General features: G+C 69.4%; 17 protein-coding genes and 1 pseudogene. 13 read left to right on the top strand and 5 right to left on the bottom strand.

What is annotated here, in order from left to right; all coding sequences use genetic code 11:
- Positions 1 to 62 precede the first annotated feature (62 nt).
- The 8 genes and pseudogenes from KY500_RS17160 to KY500_RS17125 all read left to right on the top strand — a co-directional run.
- On the top strand, positions 63 to 905 hold the full coding sequence (locus tag KY500_RS17160) for a shikimate 5-dehydrogenase (RefSeq protein ID WP_219901566.1): 843 nt from the start codon (positions 63 to 65) through the stop codon (positions 903 to 905).
- Positions 902 to 1,354 carry an NUDIX domain-containing protein gene (locus KY500_RS17155; RefSeq protein WP_219901565.1) on the top strand — a complete coding sequence of 151 codons (453 nt, stop codon included), beginning with the start codon at positions 902 to 904 and terminating at the stop codon, positions 1,352 to 1,354. Before KY500_RS17160 ends, KY500_RS17155 begins: the two co-directional genes overlap by 4 nt.
- A gap of 114 nt (positions 1,355 to 1,468) precedes the next feature.
- Positions 1,469 to 2,050: a hypothetical protein gene (locus KY500_RS17150; RefSeq protein ID WP_219901564.1), complete on the top strand. Its 582-nt coding sequence runs from the start codon at positions 1,469 to 1,471 to the stop codon at positions 2,048 to 2,050.
- Between the two features lie 435 nt (positions 2,051 to 2,485).
- Positions 2,486 to 3,229: a hypothetical protein gene (locus KY500_RS17145; RefSeq protein WP_219901563.1), complete on the top strand. Its 744-nt coding sequence runs from the start codon at positions 2,486 to 2,488 to the stop codon at positions 3,227 to 3,229.
- Positions 3,226 to 3,642: a phage holin family protein gene (locus KY500_RS17140; RefSeq protein ID WP_219901562.1), complete on the top strand. Its 417-nt coding sequence runs from the start codon at positions 3,226 to 3,228 to the stop codon at positions 3,640 to 3,642. Before KY500_RS17145 ends, KY500_RS17140 begins: the two co-directional genes overlap by 4 nt.
- Entirely contained in the window at positions 3,639 to 4,226 is a 588-nt protein-coding gene (locus KY500_RS17135; RefSeq protein WP_219901561.1) for a DUF3618 domain-containing protein, read from the top strand. The genes KY500_RS17140 and KY500_RS17135 overlap by 4 nt, the downstream gene beginning before the upstream one ends.
- Positions 4,227 to 4,269: 43 nt before the next feature.
- Positions 4,270 to 5,331: a YihY/virulence factor BrkB family protein gene (locus tag KY500_RS17130; RefSeq protein ID WP_219901560.1), complete on the top strand. Its 1,062-nt coding sequence runs from the start codon at positions 4,270 to 4,272 to the stop codon at positions 5,329 to 5,331.
- 47 nt (positions 5,332 to 5,378) lie between these two features.
- A pseudogene (locus KY500_RS17125) lies at positions 5,379 to 5,588 on the top strand (manganese catalase family protein); the annotation flags it as partial.
- Positions 5,589 to 5,762: 174 nt separating this feature from the next.
- Here the strand turns inward: KY500_RS17125 and KY500_RS19845 are convergent.
- From KY500_RS19845 to KY500_RS17100, 5 genes are all read right to left on the bottom strand, one after another.
- Positions 5,763 to 5,909 (bottom strand): hypothetical protein, encoded by a 147-nt coding sequence (locus KY500_RS19845; RefSeq protein WP_370626836.1) that lies wholly within the window; start codon positions 5,907 to 5,909, stop codon positions 5,763 to 5,765.
- Positions 5,910 to 6,236: 327 nt separating this feature from the next.
- Positions 6,237 to 7,115: an SDR family oxidoreductase gene (locus tag KY500_RS17115; RefSeq protein ID WP_219901559.1), complete on the bottom strand. Its 879-nt coding sequence runs from the start codon at positions 7,113 to 7,115 to the stop codon at positions 6,237 to 6,239.
- 219 nt (positions 7,116 to 7,334) lie between these two features.
- Entirely contained in the window at positions 7,335 to 8,834 is a 1,500-nt protein-coding gene (locus KY500_RS17110; protein ID WP_219901558.1) for a cytosine permease, read from the bottom strand.
- A 223-nt stretch (positions 8,835 to 9,057) separates the two neighbouring features.
- Complete coding sequence (locus KY500_RS17105) at positions 9,058 to 9,966, bottom strand: serine hydrolase (RefSeq protein ID WP_219901557.1); 909 nt, start codon at positions 9,964 to 9,966, stop codon at positions 9,058 to 9,060.
- A gap of 82 nt (positions 9,967 to 10,048) precedes the next feature.
- The gene (locus KY500_RS17100) at positions 10,049 to 12,013 is read right to left on the bottom strand and encodes a M13 family metallopeptidase (RefSeq protein WP_219901556.1); all 1,965 of its coding nucleotides are present in this window, start codon (positions 12,011 to 12,013) and stop codon (positions 10,049 to 10,051) included.
- Between the two features lie 139 nt (positions 12,014 to 12,152).
- Here KY500_RS17100 and KY500_RS17095 point away from each other — a divergent pair, with 139 nt between their 5' ends.
- From KY500_RS17095 to KY500_RS17075, 5 genes are all read left to right on the top strand, one after another.
- The gene (locus KY500_RS17095; RefSeq protein ID WP_255579503.1) at positions 12,153 to 13,406 is read left to right on the top strand and encodes an NADP-dependent oxidoreductase; all 1,254 of its coding nucleotides are present in this window, start codon (positions 12,153 to 12,155) and stop codon (positions 13,404 to 13,406) included.
- Positions 13,304 to 14,551, top strand: a complete 1,248-nt coding sequence (locus KY500_RS17090; protein ID WP_219903501.1) for an MATE family efflux transporter — start codon at positions 13,304 to 13,306, stop codon at positions 14,549 to 14,551. Before KY500_RS17095 ends, KY500_RS17090 begins: the two co-directional genes overlap by 103 nt.
- Positions 14,552 to 14,635: 84 nt before the next feature.
- The gene (locus KY500_RS17085) at positions 14,636 to 15,853 is read left to right on the top strand and encodes an MFS transporter (RefSeq protein WP_219901555.1); all 1,218 of its coding nucleotides are present in this window, start codon (positions 14,636 to 14,638) and stop codon (positions 15,851 to 15,853) included.
- A gap of 9 nt (positions 15,854 to 15,862) precedes the next feature.
- Complete coding sequence (gene nucS, locus KY500_RS17080) at positions 15,863 to 16,558, top strand: endonuclease NucS (protein ID WP_066591693.1); 696 nt, start codon at positions 15,863 to 15,865, stop codon at positions 16,556 to 16,558.
- Between the two features lie 165 nt (positions 16,559 to 16,723).
- Positions 16,724 to 17,401, top strand: a complete 678-nt coding sequence (locus KY500_RS17075) for an HAD hydrolase-like protein (protein WP_219901554.1) — start codon at positions 16,724 to 16,726, stop codon at positions 17,399 to 17,401.
- Positions 17,402 to 17,438: the final 37 nt, after the last annotated feature.

The raw sequence follows: 17,438 nt of genomic DNA, 5'->3' as shown, positions 1-17,438 counted from the left end.
GCCCACTCTGAGACCCACGGCCCGCCCGGATGTGAATCCGGGCGGGCCGTAGCATTGAGGCGATGACTGATTCAACTCCCCCCGTGACCAAGCCCGCCCTGAACAAGGACACCCGGCTCTGCATCTCGCTGGCCGCGCGGCCGAGCAACTTCGGCACCCGGTTCCACAACTACCTCTACGAGCAGTTCGGGCTGGACTTCGTCTACAAGGCCTTCACCACCACCGACCTGACCGGCGCCATCGCCGGGGTGCGCGCCCTGGGCATCCGCGGTTGCTCGGTGTCGATGCCGTTCAAGGAAGATGTCATCGCCCTCGTCGACGAACTCGACGCCTCGGCCACAGCGATCCAGTCGGTGAACACCGTCGTCAACGACGACGGCTACCTGCGCGCCTACAACACCGACTACATCGCCGCGGCCGACCTGCTGCGAAGCAACGCGCTCGACCCGTCCACGCCGTTCCTGCTGCGTGGCTCAGGCGGCATGGCCAAGGCCGTCGGTTCTGCGCTGCGCGACACCGGCTTCGCCCACGGAATCATCGTGGCCCGCAACGAGACCCGCGGCCGGGCCCTGGCCGACGAGCTCGGCTACGGCTGGCAGGCCGAGCCCGGTGACAGCACGGCGTCGCTGCTTGTGAACGTCACCCCGATCGGCATGGCCGGCGGCGTCCAGGCGGCCGAGTCGGCGTTCTCTGATGTGGCCATCGCGGCCGCCGACACCGTCTTCGACGTCGTGGCGCTGCCTGCCGAGACCCCGCTGATCCTGGCGGCCCGCAGCATGGGCAAGACCGTGATCACCGGCGCCGAGGTGATCGCTCTGCAGGCCGCCGAGCAGTTCGAGCGCTACACCGGCGTGCGGCCCACGCCCGAGCAGGTGCACGCGGCCGCGGTCGTCGCCCGCGCATGAGCGGCCCTACCGGCACGCCGCACGGTGGCCCGGTGAACGGCGGCCCGGCGCATCCGGACATTCTCGTGGCCGCAATCGCGCTCATCCGCGACCGCCGGGTGCTCATGGTCACCGCCCGCGGTCGTGAGGTCTGGTTCATGCCCGGCGGCAAGATCGACCCCGGTGAGACCGAGGCGGATGCCGCGGCCCGCGAGGCGTGGGAAGAGGTTGCCGTGCGACTGGACCCGGCCGCCCTCGTGCCGCTGTTCACCGTGCTGATCCAGGCGCACGGCGAACCGGACGGCCGGCTCGTGCGGATGGCCGTGTTCGGCGCCGAGACCGCCGACGACCCCGCGGCGAGCGCCGAGGTGAGCGCCGTGCACTGGGCCTCCAGCGCCGACGAGGGCCGCTGCCCGCCCGCCGGCATCGAGGTGCTGCGCCGCCTGCACGCCGGAGGCCTCATCGACTGACCCGCCCGCCTCGCGAACCGTGAGTTAAGCCCCAGAATTCGGGCATTTTGGGGGCTTAGCTCACAGTTCGCGGGAGGGGACGCGGGTTGAGACGGGCGGGCGTACCCTGCCTGCATGACCGACCACGTGCCGATGCCCTGGAACCATATCCGGCTCTGGGAGATCGGGCAGCTGCAGACCGACACCGGGCTGGGCCTCGAGCACTGGCTCGCGCGCATCCAGGATGCCGCGCCGGCGACCGAAGCGGACCTGCGCGAGTGGCTCACCCAGGAAGGGGTGAGCGGCTACTCACGCGCGCTGCTGGTACACGAGACGTTCGGCTACCCGAACTCCACCGTGCGGGCCGCGGACGAGCTGCTCGACGCCCAGTACGCCGACCGGCCGATCCTCCGGCCGATCCTGGACGCTGTGCTGCTCTACGCGGGCGACCTCGACAATGTGGGCATCCTGACCCGCAGCACCCACGTGGCCCTGACCGGTCCCAACCGCACTTTCGCCGTAGTGCAGCCGACCACCCAGGAGCGGGTGGACCTGGGCCTGCGCATCGAGGTACCTGACGACGCGCCGGATACCCGGCTGCAGCCGGCCACACACCTCGGGGCCGACTTCCCGGCCAGCATTCCCCTCACCTCGGCCGGCCAGGTTGATTCAGAGGTCGCCGCTTGGCTCAAGTTCGCCTACGACACCGCTGGGTGAACCGGCAACCGAGCAGCAGGACGGTCACACGACAGACCGTTCAGGAGATAGAGGTGGTCGATCACATGCCCACTCAATCGGAGAAGCCCCGTGACGATCTGCTGGAGCACCGCCCGGATCCGGAAGATCCGCCCACCGGCCCGGCCGACGAACTCGACGACGACTCCGAGCCCGCCTGACGGCGCACTATAGCCTCGCAAGCCCGGCCCGCGCCACCCCCTCAGGGGTCCCTGTGGGAAGTCGCAGTACCGAGTCCCATCTTGACCAGTACTGGCGCGGGGACGGTCCAACCGCGATTTCGTCACGCCCAAAACTCGATTCCCGCAATTCGACGCTTTCCCTTGAGCCTGTCCGAAGGACGCATGACGATGGTCCAATCCAGAGAAGGGCGCCCGACGCCCGAGCCTCATGATCATCGATTTCTCAAGGAGAATCATGTCGAACACCACCCCAGGAACCACGACCCCGAGCGCTGACTTCGGCACCGGAACGGGCGGCACGCCCGACGACCACGGCACCCGGCAGCGCGCATCCGACGTGAAGGACAGCGCGGCCGAGGCCGGCCAGCACGTCGCGGGCGTCGCCAAGGAGGAGCTTCACCGTGTGGGCTCCGAGACGAAGCGGCAGGCCAAGGACCTCTACCGGCAGACGCAGAGCGAACTGCGCGACCAGGCCGCATCCCAGCAGAAGAGGGTGGCCTCAGGCCTCCGCTCCCTCGGCGACGAACTCGGCTCCATGGCCGACTCCTCGCAGGAGCAGGGCGTTGCCTCCGACCTCGTGCACCAGGCCGCCACGCGTGCCTCGGGAATCGCCAGCTGGCTCGACCAGCGCGACCCGGGCTCGCTCGTGGACGAACTGAAGGGCTTCGCCCGCCGTCGGCCGGGAACCTTCATCGCGATCGCGGCCGTCGCCGGGGTCGTGGCCGGCCGCCTCACGCGCTCGGTGATCGCAGAGTCGAAGGATTCCTCCGACGAGGGCACGTCGGGCGCTGTCCGCCGGGATGTGAAGTCCGATACCCAGGTCGACGCCGACCGGCTGACCGGCACGGGCGTCGGCGGCAGAACCGTTCCCCCACTGACTGGGCCCGCCGCCGCCACGGGCATCCCCGCGGCGCCGGTTCCCCCGATCGGCGGCCCGCCCGTCACCGCCGCCCCTGAATTCGGCGGGGAACCGCGATGAGCGACTTCCCCACCCCCTCTGAGCGCAAGGCCGCCGACACCTCCCTGGGCGACCTCCTCGGCGAGGTCACCCGCGACGTATCCGACCTGATGCGTCAGGAGGTCGCGCTGGCCAAGGCCGAGATCCGCCAGTCAGCCACCAAGGCCGGCAAGGGTGCCGGCCTCTTCGGCGGGGCCGGCTACGCCGGACACCTCACGGTGCTCTTCCTGTCCCTAGCGGCCTGGTGGGGTCTCGGGCACGTCATCGACATCGCCTGGGCGGCCGTGATCGTGGCCCTCGTGTGGGCCATCGTGGCCGCTGTGCTCTTCGTCCTGGGTCGCCGGGAATTCACGGCCGTGCGGGGCGCACCCGAAACCGTCGACTCACTGAAGCATCTCCCAGACGCACTGAAAAGAAACGAGGAAAACCGATGAGCTCCTACAACACCTCCACCCCCGCATCCGAGGACCCTGAGGTCCTGCGGGCCCAGATCGAAAACACCCGTCGCGAACTGGGTGCCGACGTCGACGCCCTGGCCGACAAGGTCACCCCCGGCAAGATCATGCAGCGCCAGACCGACAAGGTCACAGGCGCCCTCGGATCGATGAGGGACAGGGTGATGGGATCGGCTTCCGACGCCGGGTCCTCGCTCAGCGGGACCGCCGACGACGCATCCGGTGCGGTCCGAAACGTCGCCGAACAGGCCAAGGGCAACCCCCTGGCCGTCGGCCTGATCGCCTTCGGGGTCGGCTGGCTGGCCTCCTCGCTCATCCCAGCGAGCACGGCGGAGAAGAGGATCGGGCGCAACGTCAAGGAGGCCGCAGAGCCTCTCGTCCACGAGGTGACCGACGCGGCCAAGGAGGTCGGCGAGAACCTCAAGCAGCCGCTGGCCGACGCGGCAGACTCCGTGAAGGGGACCGCCACGGATGCCGCCGGCACCGTAAAGGCCGAGACCACCTCGTCCGCCGATGACGTGAAGAACGAAGCCAAGCACGCCGGACAGGGCAGCGCGAAGTAGCCCACAGCCCGTCCCGCACCGTCTGAGATGAGGAGAATTCCCGGTGGCCCGCAACGACACGAGTGACAAGCAGGACCAGGCGCCGTCTCCCGACGATCCGCGTAAGCCGGACTCGCCGGGAGAGGTCGCCAAGCCGTCCTGGAAATACGCCCTGCGTAAGACTGTCCGGGAGTTCACTGCTGATCAGTGCACCGACCTCGCCGCGGCCCTGACCTACTACGCCGTGCTGGCGATCTTCCCGGCGTTGATCGCGATCATCTCGCTCCTGGGCGTGGTCGGTCAGGGCGAGCGTTCCACCGACACCGTGCTCTCGCTCATCAACCAGGTGGCTCCCGGCGGCACGGCCGATGTGCTGCGCGATCCGCTCGAGCAGTTCAGTTCCTCACCGGCCGCCGGGTTCGCCCTGGTCTTCGGCATCGTGCTGGCCATCTGGTCGGCCTCCGGCTACGTCGGCGCGTTCAGCCGCGCAATGAACCGTATTTACGAGATCGAGGAGGGTCGACCGTTCTGGAAGCTGCGCCCGGTGCAGCTGGGTGTGACGATTGTGAGCATTCTGCTGATCCTGGTGATGGTCGTGATTCTCATCGTCTCCGGACCGGTCACGGATGCGGTCGGCAGCGCCCTCGGCCTCGGTGAGACCGTGCAGATCGTCTGGTCCATCGTCAAATGGCCGGTAGTGGCCCTCACCGCGGTGTTGATCATCGCCATCCTCTATTACGCCACCCCGAACGCCAAGCAACCCAAGTTCCGTTGGATCAGCATGGGCGCGTTGATCGCGTTAGTGACCCTGGTCGTCGCCTCGTTCCTGTTCGGGCTCTACGTGACGAACTTCTCCAACTACGACCGCACCTACGGCTCCCTGGCCGGAGTCGTGGTGTTCCTGCTGTGGCTCTGGATCGCGAACCTCGCCCTGCTCTTCGGCGCCGAGTTCGACGCCGAACTTGAGCGAGGCCGACAGCTCCAGGCCGGTATCGCCGCCGAAGAAGACATCCAGTTGCCGCCACGGGATACCCGCAAGAGCGACAAGGCCGCCGACAAAGAACGCGCAGATGTGGCCGACGGCCGACGGCTGCGCGAAGAGGGCGCCAGGCGCGCCAAGAAGTGACGCGCCGACGTGCTCCTGGCCCCACCTCACCCGACGAACGGACCGCCATGTACGTCCACGTTCAGCGCCTCATCCACGACATCGTCTAGGACGAGCCGGATCCCGCCGCGGCCAACGCTCTGCAAGAAGGTCTGGGTGGCCGGTTCGGCGAGATGCGCACCAGGATGCAGTACCTGTTCCAGTCGATGGTTATCCGCGGACCGGCTGCAAAGCCCTGTCGCGCTCTGATCCAGGCCACCGCTCAGATGGAGATGGCGGCGGGTGACGATCGAGCTGATGCCGGACCCCGTCATCGAGAAACCCAGCGGCGTGGTTCCCTCGTCCCCGACGACCTCACGGGAGCTGCCTCGCTCCTGGACGAGGAACCGTTGAGTAGAGAAGGTCGGTGCCCTGAGTTGTGACCGGCAGGCATCCGCCCCGGTGGTGCCGGCTCAGGCCGTCGGCGGCTCGGCGCTGAGCAGCAGGCCATGCCCGCTGTTGGCCGAGGTGGTCAGCGCCTCGACCCAGGCCCGGTTGAGCCGGGGGGTCTTGCCGCCGAAGTACTTGAAGTACAGGGGGATGCCGGGGTGCAGCCACACGCTCGACCGCCCCGCCCCGACGGAGGGCGCGTCGTTCCAGGACAGGAAGAAACTCTCTCCGCGGCGCAGCTTTGACCCGATGACAACCTGGAGGTGGACGAGCGCGCGGTCGTCAAATTCGACCTCGATACCGTCGTAGATGAGCTTTCCGATGATCTGACTCCTTAATTCCCTGACTCGGTCGTTCCCGGGTCATGCCTCACGCCCGCTGGCCCGGCTCGGCCAAAAGCGCCGGTATCTGAAGGACGAACTCGACGTCGGCCCAGGATTCTCCCCCGGGCGACCGGGAAGAGAACTTCCCCAGCCGCCGACGTCTGGCCGCCCTGGTCAGAAGCCGCGGCCGCCCGTCACGGGCACGACGGCGCCCGAGATGTAGGAGGCGTCCGGCGAGGCCAGGAACACATACGCGGCGGCCAGTTCGGCCGGCTGGCCGGCGCGGCCCAGCGGGGTCTCCTGGCCGAAGGTGGGCAGCTTGTCCGGCCAGGACGTCGCCGGGATCAGCGGCGTCCAGATCGGGCCCGGCGCCACGGCGTTCACCCGCACACCCGTGGAACCCAGCTGTTGGGCGAGCGCCTGGGTGAAGGCCACCAGGGCGGCCTTGGTCATCGCGTAGTCGATGAGCTCGGGCGACGGGCTGGACGCCTGGATGGACGACGTCGAGATGATCGACGAGCCCGGCGCCAGGTGCGGAATGGCCGTGCGTGCAATCCACAGGGTGGCATAGAGATTGGTCTTGAACACCCTGTCGAACTCCTGGGTCGAGAGATTCTCCAGACCGTCGCGGTTCTGCTGGTAGGCGGCGTTCAGCACGAGGATGTCGAGGCCGCCGAGCTCGGTCACGGTCTGATTGACGATCGAGATGCAGTGCCCCTCCTCGCGGATGTCGCCGGGGAGCAGGAGTACTGTGCGCCCGGCGTCGCGGATCAGGGCGGCGGTCTCCTCGGCATCCGCCTGCTCGGCGGGCAGGTAGGAGATGGCGACGTCGGCGCCCTCCCTGGCGTACGCGATGGCCACGGCCCGGCCGATACCGGAGTCGCCCCCGGTGATCAGCGCCCGCTTGCCGGTGAGCTTGCCGCTGCCCCGGTAGGTCTCTTCGCCGTGATCGGGTCGCGGCTCGGTCACCGCGGTGAGGCCGGGCTGCTCCTGCTCCTGATTGGGGAATCCGCCGGAGAAATACTTGGTCGTGGGGTCTTGGTTGTGAGTCATGCTGGGCTCCTTGAATGACATCGGTGTGTCCCTCATCTGCGTCGGGCAGGGTTCACTACGAATAAGACGGAACGGCAGCGGGAAACGTCATGGTTTCGGTGTCCCGGCCTGACGTCACGGCTCGGCGAACGCCGGAGTCCGCCGGCCTGCGCGACCGGGGAACGCCCACCTCATGGCCGACGTGTACTCAGCAGTGCGGGATCCCGTGCCCTCGCACGGTCACGCTCGGCGGGACGGGGCTGGCGACGCCACGTCGGTCAAGTGGTCACCACCGGCCAGCGGCTCCGCTTCCTGTCGGCGCACGGCCGCACGGCCGAACAGCAGGGTGCCGACGAAACCGATCACGAGCGCCGCGAGCACACCGAGGTTGGCGAACGCCCAGTCGCCGTCCCGGCCGCCGAGGCCGAGGGGTTCGAGCAGATAGCCCTGCCAGGCCAGCCAGCCGGCGAACCCGTTGGTGACCATCCCCCAGCCCACGACCGAGCCGAGGGCGATGAGCACGATCGCCAGCGCCCGCACGTTTCCGTAGCGGCCGGCCGGGTTGAACAGGTCGGCGGCCGAATACCCGGTGCGGCGCATCAGCACGTCGGCCATGAAGATGCCGCACCAGGCGGCGACGGGTACTCCCAGGGTGATCAGGAAGCCCTGGAACGGGCCGAGAAAGTCGGCCGCGAAGAAGACCACGTAGATCGAGCCGAGCACCATGAGCACGCCGTCGATGCCGGCCGCCACCGGGCGGGGCACCCGGATGCCCGCGCTGAGCAGCGCCAACCCCGAGGAGTAGATGTCGAGCACGGCCCCGCCGACGAGGCCGAGCACAGCGGTGAGGGCGAAGGGGATCAGGAACCACACCGGCAGAATCGTGGTGAGCGCGCCGATCGGGTCGATCGCGATGGCCGCGCTCAGTTCGGGAGAGGATCCGGCCAGGAGGAGGCCGAACAGCAACAGGATGACCGGGGCCAGCGAGGCGCCGAAGGTGGTCCAGCCGACCACGCCGGCGCTGGACGCCGATCGCGGCAGGTATCGGGAGTAGTCGGCGGCCGCGTTGACCCAGCCCAGCCCGAATCCGGTCATCATGAGCACCAGCGCCCCGATCACCTGCGGCGTGGACCCGGCCGGGATCGCCGCCAGGGCGGCGCCGTCGATCTGGCCGACGGTGAGCACGATGTACACCACGGTGAGCACCCCGGTGACGACGGTGATCCACATCTGCAGCCGCATGATGAAGTCGAAGCCGATGATGCCGCCGGTCACGATGAGGGCAGCCACCACCAGCAGCGCCACGATCTTGGTCGTATCCCCGCCCTCCCAGCCGAGTTCGCGCAAGACCGTGGCGGTGGCCAGTACGGCCAGGGATGCAAGGACCGTCTCCCACCCCACGGTGAGCAACCAGGACAGTGCGGAGGGAACCCGGCTGCCGGTGACGCCGAATGCGGCCCTGGTCAGAGTCATGGTGGGCGCATGCCCGCGCTTGCCCGCCAGGGCGATGAACCCGCAGAACAGGAACGAGACGACGATGCCGACCAGGCCCACGATCGTGGCCTGCCAGAACGAGATCCCGAACCCCAGCAGAAAGGATCCGTAGCTCACGCCGAGAACCGACACATTGGCCGCGAACCAGGGCCAGAACAGGTCCCGGGGCCGTCCGCGGTGCTCGCTCTGGTCGATCGAGTTGATGCCGTTCTGCTCCACACTCAGCGCTGTGCTCTGGTCGCTCATGCGACGACACTACTCGGCGAGCGGCGGCCGCGGGTGTGCTCGGCGACGTGAGCGCGGAAGCCGAGCGGGTGCATCCGGCGGGCCGCGCGGACTGGCGGGCCTGGCTGCAGCGGAACCACACGGTGGCAGACTGCGTGCGGCTGGTCACCCAACCCCCGCGAACCGTGAGTTAAGCCCCAGAAATCCCCGGATTCCGGGGCTTAAGTCACAGCTCGCGGAGGGGTCAGTGCACGTATTCGAGCAGGTCGATGCCGAACGAGCGCATGCCGTCGAGCACCGAGAGGCGCGAGGAGAGCGAGTGGTCGTCGAAGAAGATCGACACGGCGTAGGCCACGCCGGCGCGGGGGCCGCGCAGCACCCCCACCTCGCTGCGTACCCCGTTGTCGGTGCCGGTCTTGTTCACCAGCAGCACGCCGTGCGAGGGTTCCCTGTGCGCGTGCGGCGAGAAGCCGAACGCGCTGGCGACCATGGAGAGGTCGGAGTTCAGCGACAGCCAGCCGAGAATCTTCTCGCTGCCCTCCTCGTCCAGGATCTCGCCGCGGGCCAGCGCCGTGAACAGCCAGGTGAGCTCGCGGGCACTGCCGACCGAGAGGTTGGGGGCGTCGTCGGGTCCGCGGCTATCCCGCACCAGGTCGAGCAGGCCGGTGCCAGACAGGCCGAGCTCCTCGGTGCGGCGGCGCACGCTCTCCAGGCCTACGGCGCGCAGCAGCACATTGATGGCCAGGTTGTCGTTGGTGGCGCCGACGAGCGCGGCGAGGTCGGCGACCGGAAGCGAGGGGGCCTGCAGGTGCTGCCACAGCCCGGAGCCGTCCACCGAGTCGCGGACCGTGCGGTCGAGAATCGTGTACGCACCGAAGTCGGCGTCGCGCAGACGCGAGGCGACCTCGATGAGCAGGAGCACAGTGCCGACACCGGCGGTGGGCATGACGACGTGGTCGTCGACGGAGAACAGCACCCGGCCGGTGGCCAGATCGGTGGCCCGGGCCGAGACCTGGGCACCGCCCATCGCGAGCTCACCGAGCGAATGGAAACCGCGCTCGAAACTGGACGGTACCGATGATTCCCGGTGCCTGCCCACGCGTTCGACGGCGTGCCGCGAACGGCGTTCGGATTCCTGTGCTGGCACGACCACTGCTGCTCTGTCCTCCGCCTGTCGGTGCTGTTGAGCCCCCGCGAACACACTAGTCCACCGGCTGCGGGCCGGGTCCTTGGTGCTACCAGATCGTGACGCGCTTCTTCGGGGCCAGCCACGCGGCATCCGCCTCGGTCACGCCGAACGCCGTGTAGTACTCGTCGATGTTGCGCACGATCTGGTTGCAGCGGAATTCGTTGGGCGAGTGCGGGTCGATCGCGAGCAGGCGGATGGCTTCTTCGTCGCGCAGCTTCATCTGCCAGGCCTGAGCCCAGGAGAGGAAGAAGCGCTGGGCTCCGGTGAGGCCGTCGATCACGGGAGGTTCGGCACCCTCGAGGGAGAGCAGGTAGGCCTTCCAGGCGATGGAGAGGCCGCCGAGGTCGCCGATGTTCTCGCCGATGGTGAGGGCGCCGTTCACGTGGTGGTCGGGGACCTGCGCGGGCGCGAGGGCGTCGTACTGCTCGATGAGCGAGGCGGTGCGCTGCTCGAACGCGGTGCGGTCGGTCTCGGTCCACCAGTCGGTGAGCCGGCCGTCGCCGTCGTACTTGGAGCCCTGGTCGTCGAAGCCGTGGCCGATCTCGTGCCCGATCACGGCGCCGATGGCGCCGTAGTTGGCGGCGGCATCCCGGTTCACGTCGAAGAACGGCACCTGCAGGATCGCGGCGGGGAAGACGATCTCGTTGAAGCCCGGGTTGTAGTACGCGTTGATGGTCTGCGGGGTCATGAACCACTCGTCCCGGTCGAGCGGGTTGCCGATCTTGCCGAGTTCGCGGTGGAACTCGAACTCGCCCGCGGCGCGCGCGTTCTTGATCAGGTCGCCCGGGTCGATCGCCAGGGTGGAGTAGTCGCGCCACTTGACCGGGTAGCCGATCTTGGGGGTGAACTTGTCGAGCTTTTCCAGCGCCCGCTGGCGGGTCTGGGCGGTCATCCAGTCCAGGCCGGTGATGCTGGCCCGGTAGGCCTCGACGAGGTAGCCGACCAGCACGTCCATGCTGGTCTTGGCGTCGGGCGAGAAGTGCCGCTCGACGTAGATCCGTCCCACGGCTTCGCCGAGGGAACCCTCCACCAGGGAGACGCCGCGCTTCCAACGGGCCCGCATCTGCGGGGTTCCGGTGAGGGTGCGGCCGTAGAAGTCGAAGTTGGCCTCGACGAAATCGCTCGAGAGGTAGGAGGCGCTGGAGCGGATGACCTGCCAGCGCAGCCAGTCACGCCAGGCGTCCAGGCGGTCCTCGGTGAGCATCTCGGCCAGGCCCACGACGAAGCTGGGCTCGCGCACGACGACCTCGGCGAAGGCCGCGGTCGGTGCGTCCAGACCCTCGAGCCAGAGGTCGAGGTCGGCCCCCGCGGCGAGCGCGGAGAGCTGGTCCCAGGTCTTGAGGTTGTAGGTCTTCTCGCTGTCGCGGGTGCGCACGTTGTCCCAGTGGTGACTGGCCAGCTCGGTTTCAAGGGCGAAGATGCGCGCTGCGCGGGCCGGGGCGTCGTCGACGCCGGCGAGGGTGAGCATCCGTTCGACGAAGGCCAGGTAGGCCTCGCGCACGCTCGCGAACTTCTCGTCACGGTAGTAGGACTCGTCGGGCAGGCCGAGGCCCGCCTGCTCGACGAAGACCAGGTAACGCTCGGGGTTGCCCGGGTCGTTGTCGACGTAGAGCTGGAAGGTGCCGGCGACGCCCGCACGTTCGAGGCGGCCCAGAGTGGCCAGGAACACCGGCACGCTGCTGATGCCGTCGACGGTGGCGAGGTCGGCCGCGAGGGGCGTCGACCCGAGCTTCTCGATGTGTTCCTCGTCCATGAAGCTGGCGTAGAGGTCGCCGAACTTGCGCTCTTCTGTTCCCGGCTCGGCGGTCTGGGCCTCGAGGATGATCTCCTGCACGGCCTTCTCCGCCTCTTCGGCCAGGAGGTAGAAGGAGCCCCAGCGGGCCTTGTCCGCGGGGATCTCGGTGCGGGCGATCCACTTGCCGTTCACGTGGCGGAAGAGGTCGTCCTGCGGGCGCACGCCCGGGTCGAGTTCGTCGGTGTCGATTCCGGATGCAGTCGCCTGATCAGTCATCGCACCAGCCTAAACCTCGTGCTGGGTATTTCCCCCGGAGTGGGACCATCGGCCATAGTGGCGGGTTCGGCGGGCGTGGGACCATGAGCCAGGACGGCGCTCCAGACGGGTCGCCATCGAACCGACCCAGGAGATTCCCATGCGCGTCATCACACTGCCCGAGTTCGGCTCCGCTCTCGAACTGATCGAAATCGACACCCCCCAGCCGCTCGCCGGCGAGGTCCGCGTGCGGGTGCACGCCGCATCCGTCAACGGTTTCGACCTGGCCGTGGCCGCTGGGTCCCTCGACGGCCTGCTCGAGCACCGCTTCCCCGTGGTGCTCGGCAAGGACTTCGCCGGCGTCGTGGACGCGCTCGGCGAGGGCGTCACCGACTACGAGGTGGGCGACCGGGTCTTCGGCGTGGTCACCAAGACACACGTCGGCGACGGCTCGTTCGGCGAGTTCGTGACCGTGCCCACCGCGACCGGGCTGGCCAAGCTGCCGGTCGAGGTCGACTTCGCCCGGGGCGCCGCGCTCGGCCTGGCCGGCACCGCCGCCCAGGCCGCGGTGGATGCCGCCGAGCTGACCGAGGGAAGCACCGTGCTGATCGTGGGCGCCACCGGTGGAGTGGGCAACCAGGCCGTGCAGTTGGCCGTCGCAGCCGGCGCCACCGTGATCGCCACCGCCCGCACCGCTTTGGGCATCGCCCAGGTGCGCATGCTCGGCGCAACCGAGATCGTGGACCACACCCAGAACATCTCCCAGGCGGTGCGCACCCTGCACACCGACGGCGTGGACGTGGTGCTGCACTTCGCGGGCGACGCGGCCACCGTGCTGCCGGCGCTCCGCTCCGGCGGCCGGTTCGTCTCCACCCTGATCGCCTCGCCCGAGCAACTGAGCGTCGTCGACGCCGTCGTGGTGCCGATCTACGCCGACCCCACCCCCGTTGTGCTCGGCCGCCTGGCCGACAGCCTGGCCGCCGGCCGCACCTCTGTGACCGTGCAGGGCAGCTACGCGCTGGCCGATGTGGCCGACGCCTTCGAGGCCTTCAGCGACGGAGCCCGCGGCAAGCTCGTCATCCTCCCTAGCCCCCTCTCCCCCTCCGCGAACCGTGAGTTAAGCCCCAAAAACCCCGAGTTTTTGGGGCTTTTCTCACGGTTCGCGGGATGGGGTGGGGTGCGCGCGGGCGAAACTAGAGTGGACGCATCGAACCTCTACGCCCCCGAGCCCTCCTTCTGCGTCCCCGGCCCATCGACCGGGACATCCTCCGGCTGGCCGTGCCTGCCCTCGGCGCCCTCGTGGCCGAACCGATGTTCCTGCTGGCCGACTCGGCCATGGTCGGGCACCTGGGCGCCGTGCCGCTGGCCGGGCTCGGGCTGGCCAGCGCGGTGCTGCAGACGATCATCGGGCTGATGGTGTTCCTCGCGTACAGCACCACCCCCGCCGTGGCCCGCTGGCTGGGCGCGGGCGACCGGCGCCGCGCGGTGGCCGTGGGCATCGACGGGCTCTGGCTGGCGTTGGGCCTGGGGCTCGCGCTGGCCGCGGCGGGCTGGTTCGCGGCCCCCGGACTCGTCGCCCTGTTCGGCGCCGAACCCGCGGTCACCGCCGCTGCCGCGGACTACCTGAGGCTGTCGATGCTCGGGGTGCCGGCCATGCTGCTGGTCTTCGCCGCCACCGGTCTGCTGCGCGGGCTACAGGACACCCGCACGCCGCTCTGGGTCGCGGGCCTGGGCTTCCTGGTCAACATCCTGCTCAATCTCTGGTTCATCTACGGTCTGGGCCTGGGCCTGGTCGGCTCGGCGCTGGGCACCGTGATCGCCCAGTGGGGCATGGTGGCCGTCTACCTCGTCGTGGTCGGGCGGCATGCCAGCCGGGAGCGCGCGCCGCTCCGGCCGCACCGCGCGGGTCTGCTCCGCGGGGCGTCGAGCGGAGGCTGGCTGTTCCTGCGCACCGCAAGCCTGCGCGCGGCCATGCTGCTGGCCGTGTTCGTGGCCACGAGCCTGGGCTCGCCGGAGCTCGCGGCGTTCCAGATCGCGATGACCCTCTTCGCGACGCTGGCATTCGCCCTCGACGCTCTCGCCATCGCCGCCCAGGCACTGGTGGGCCGCGGCCTTGGCGCCGGAGACGTCGAGCAGGTTCGCCGGGTGCTGCGCCGGTGCCTGGAGTGGGGCATCGGCGGCGGGGTGCTTCTCGGCCTTATCGTGATCGCCGTGAGCGGCGTGCTCGGCGGCGTCTTCACCGGTGCCACCGAGGTCACCGAGCTGCTGCCGCCGACCCTGATCGTGCTGGGCCTGTCTGTGCCACTGGGCGGCCTGGTCTTCGTGCTCGACGGCGTGCTGATCGGCGCGGGCGATGCGCGCTATCTCGCCCTCAGCGGCCTGGTCAATCTCGCCGCCTTCCTGCCGATGGCGGGGGCCGTGCTGCTCTGGGCGCCCAGCGGGGCGGCCGGGTTGGCCTGGCTGATGACCGCCTTCGTCTTCGGTTTCCTCGGCGCCCGCGCGGTGACCCTCTCCCTGCGCGCCCGCGGCAGCCGCTGGGTGCGCCTCGGCGCCCGGTAATGCCCCGCGAACTGTGAGTAAAGCCCCGAAAACCCGGAATTTTCGGGGCTCAGCTCACGGTTCGCGGCGTTGTAGCGTGGGGGAATGACGGAGACACTGGCCCGGTGGCGCACCAGCGTGTTCGCGCTGTTTTTCGTGAGCGGACTCGGCCTGGCCTCATGGGTATCCCGCATCCCCACCGTGCGCGACGACCTGGCGCTCCGCACCGACCAGGTGGGACTGCTCATCTTCGGGCTCTCGGCCGGTTCGGTCATCGGCCTCGTCTCGGCCGTCTGGCTGTTGGCGGCCCTGGGCGCCCGCCGGGCCATGGTGCTCTGCGTCGCCGTCTCATCGACCGGTCTGGTGGTCGTCGGCACCGCCGCCACCCTCTGGGGGTCGGCGCCGCTCGCCTTCGCCGGCCTGGCCTTGGTGGGCTTCGGCCTGGGGTCGCTCGACGTGATGATGAACGTGGAGGGCGCCGCGGTCGAACGCGAGCTCGGCGTCACCCTGATGCCGCTGCTGCACGCCTGCTTCAGCCTGGGCACCGTCGCCGGCGCGCTGCTCGGCGCGGGAGCCGCGGCCGTGGGTGTGCCCGTGGCCGGTCATCTCGGCCTGATCGCCGTGCTCGCGGTGGCGACGGCGGCGATCGCGGTGCGGTTCGTGCCGCTCCGGCCCACCCTCGGTGACGCCGCCTCCCCCGACGACCACGCCGTGGTGCGGCCGAACTGGCGTGAGCGGATGCGCACGAGCCTGGCCGTCTGGCGCGACTCGAGCATCCTGCTGATCGGGGTGATCGTGCTCGGCATGACCTTCGCCGAGGGGTCGGCCAGCGACTGGCTGGCTCTGGCCGTGGTGGACGGCCACGGCCAGAATGACGCGACCGGGGCCCTGGTCTTCGGCGTTTTCGTGACGGCCATGACCGTGGGCCGGGTGGCCGGTGGACCGGTGCTCGACCGGCTGGGCCGGGTACCGGTGCTGCGGGCCTGCTCGGCGCTGGGCGTCGTTGGGCTGCTGCTGGTGATCCTCGCCCCCTCCACGCCGCTGCTCATCGTGGGCACCGTGCTCTGGGGCCTTGGCGCGTCGCTGGGTTTCCCTGTCGGCATGTCGGCCGCGGCCGACGACACCGCCAACGCGGCTGCGCGGGTGAGCGCCGTCGCCATGATCGGGTATTTCGCCTTCCTGGTCGGGCCACCCGTGCTGGGCCTGATCGGAGAGCAGTGGGGCATCCTGAACGCCCTGTACGTGATCGTGCTGCTCATGGCGGTGGCCGGACTGGCCGCCCCGGCGGCCCGCGAGCGCGCGAGCACCCGCGCCGCCGGTTAAGCTCGTTCAGTGCGCCTCGTAATAGCCCAGTGTTCAGTTGACTACGCCGGACGGCTCAGCGCGCATTTGCCGCTGGCCACCCGCCTGCTCATGCTCAAGTCCGACGGCAGCCTGCTCGTACACTCCGACGGCGGCTCCTACAAGCCGTTGAACTGGATGAGCCCGCCGTGCAGCCTGGCAGTCTCGCAGCCCGACGAGCTGCAGGTGGAGGCCGGCATCACCGAACTGTGGACGGTGACGCACGCCAAGACCGCCGACCAGCTCATCGTGAGCATCTATGAGGTGCAGCACGACTCCGCGCACGAGCTCGGCGTCGACCCCGGCCTGATCAAGGACGGCGTCGAGGCGCACCTGCAGAAGCTGCTCGCCGAGCACATCCACCTGCTCGGCGACGGCCACACCCTGGTGCGCCGCGAGTACATGACCGCGATCGGGCCGGTCGACATCCTCGCCCGGGATGCCTCGGGCGCCTCGGTGGCCGTGGAGCTCAAGCGCCGCGGCGACATCGACGGTGTCGAACAGCTCACCCGCTACCTCGAGTTGATGAACCGCGACCCGCACCTGGCGCCCGTGGTGGGCGTGTTCGCCGCGCAGCAGATCAAACCGCAGGCGCGGATGCTGGCCGAGGACCGTGGCATCCGCTGCCTGGTGCTCGACTATGACGCCATGCGCGGCCTGGACGACACGGCCTCGAAGCTCTTCTAGCGCCACCTGTTACCCGTGCGGACACCTGCGCCCGGCGCACCGGGCGGAAAAGTCCGGATTGGCAACAAATACCCCAGGTCGCGGGCGGGAGACGGCTGGGAATGGCGTGTCGCTCATACCGTGATCAAGCCTCACATGCAAGGGTTTGCTCCTTACGGCCCTAAGATGTTGCGAGTGAACCCCACCTTGACGCGCACCTGGAGCGCCATCCTCTTCGACCTCGACGGAACCATCACGGACTCCGCCCCGGCCATCACGAACTCGCTGGCCCGCACCTTCTCCCTGCTCGGCCGCCCGGTTCCCTCCGACACCGAGCTGATGGCCTACGTCGGCCCGCCTCTGCTCGCGGCCTTCGGAGAGTACGCCGGCATGACCCCCGACGAGGCCCTCGAGGCCCTCGCCGTGTACCGCGCCGACTACCAGGGCCCCGCCTCGCTGGACACTGCGGTGTACCCGGGAGTCGCCGGCCTGCTCGAGCGCATCCACGAGGCCGGCATCCCGCTGGGGCTGGCCACGAGCAAGCCCGAGCACACCGCCATCGCGATTCTCGAGCACTTCGAACTGGCCCAGTACTTCACCGTCATGGTCGGCGCCACCGAGAACGAGGCCCGCAGCGCCAAGGCCGACATCGTCGCGGAGGCCCTCGTGCGCTTCGCCGCGGCCGGTGTGGACACCTCCGCGGTCGTCATGGTGGGCGACCGCAGCTACGACGCCGAGGGCGCCGCGGCCAACGGAGTCCCCACGATCCTCGTCGAGTGGGGCTACGGCTCCCCCGCGGAGGCCGCGCTGGCCACTGCCGTCGTGCACTCCACCGATCAGCTCGGCAAGCTACTACTCGGCTGACCAGACCCCGTTTCCGCACAGTGCCCCTTCACGCGTC

The sequence above is a fragment of the Cryobacterium sp. PAMC25264 genome, assembly GCF_019443325.1.
GTDB lineage: Bacteria > Actinomycetota > Actinomycetes > Actinomycetales > Microbacteriaceae > Cryobacterium.
Note: the sequence above shows the minus strand (reverse complement) of the source record. Positions and strands in the feature narration are given on the sequence as shown.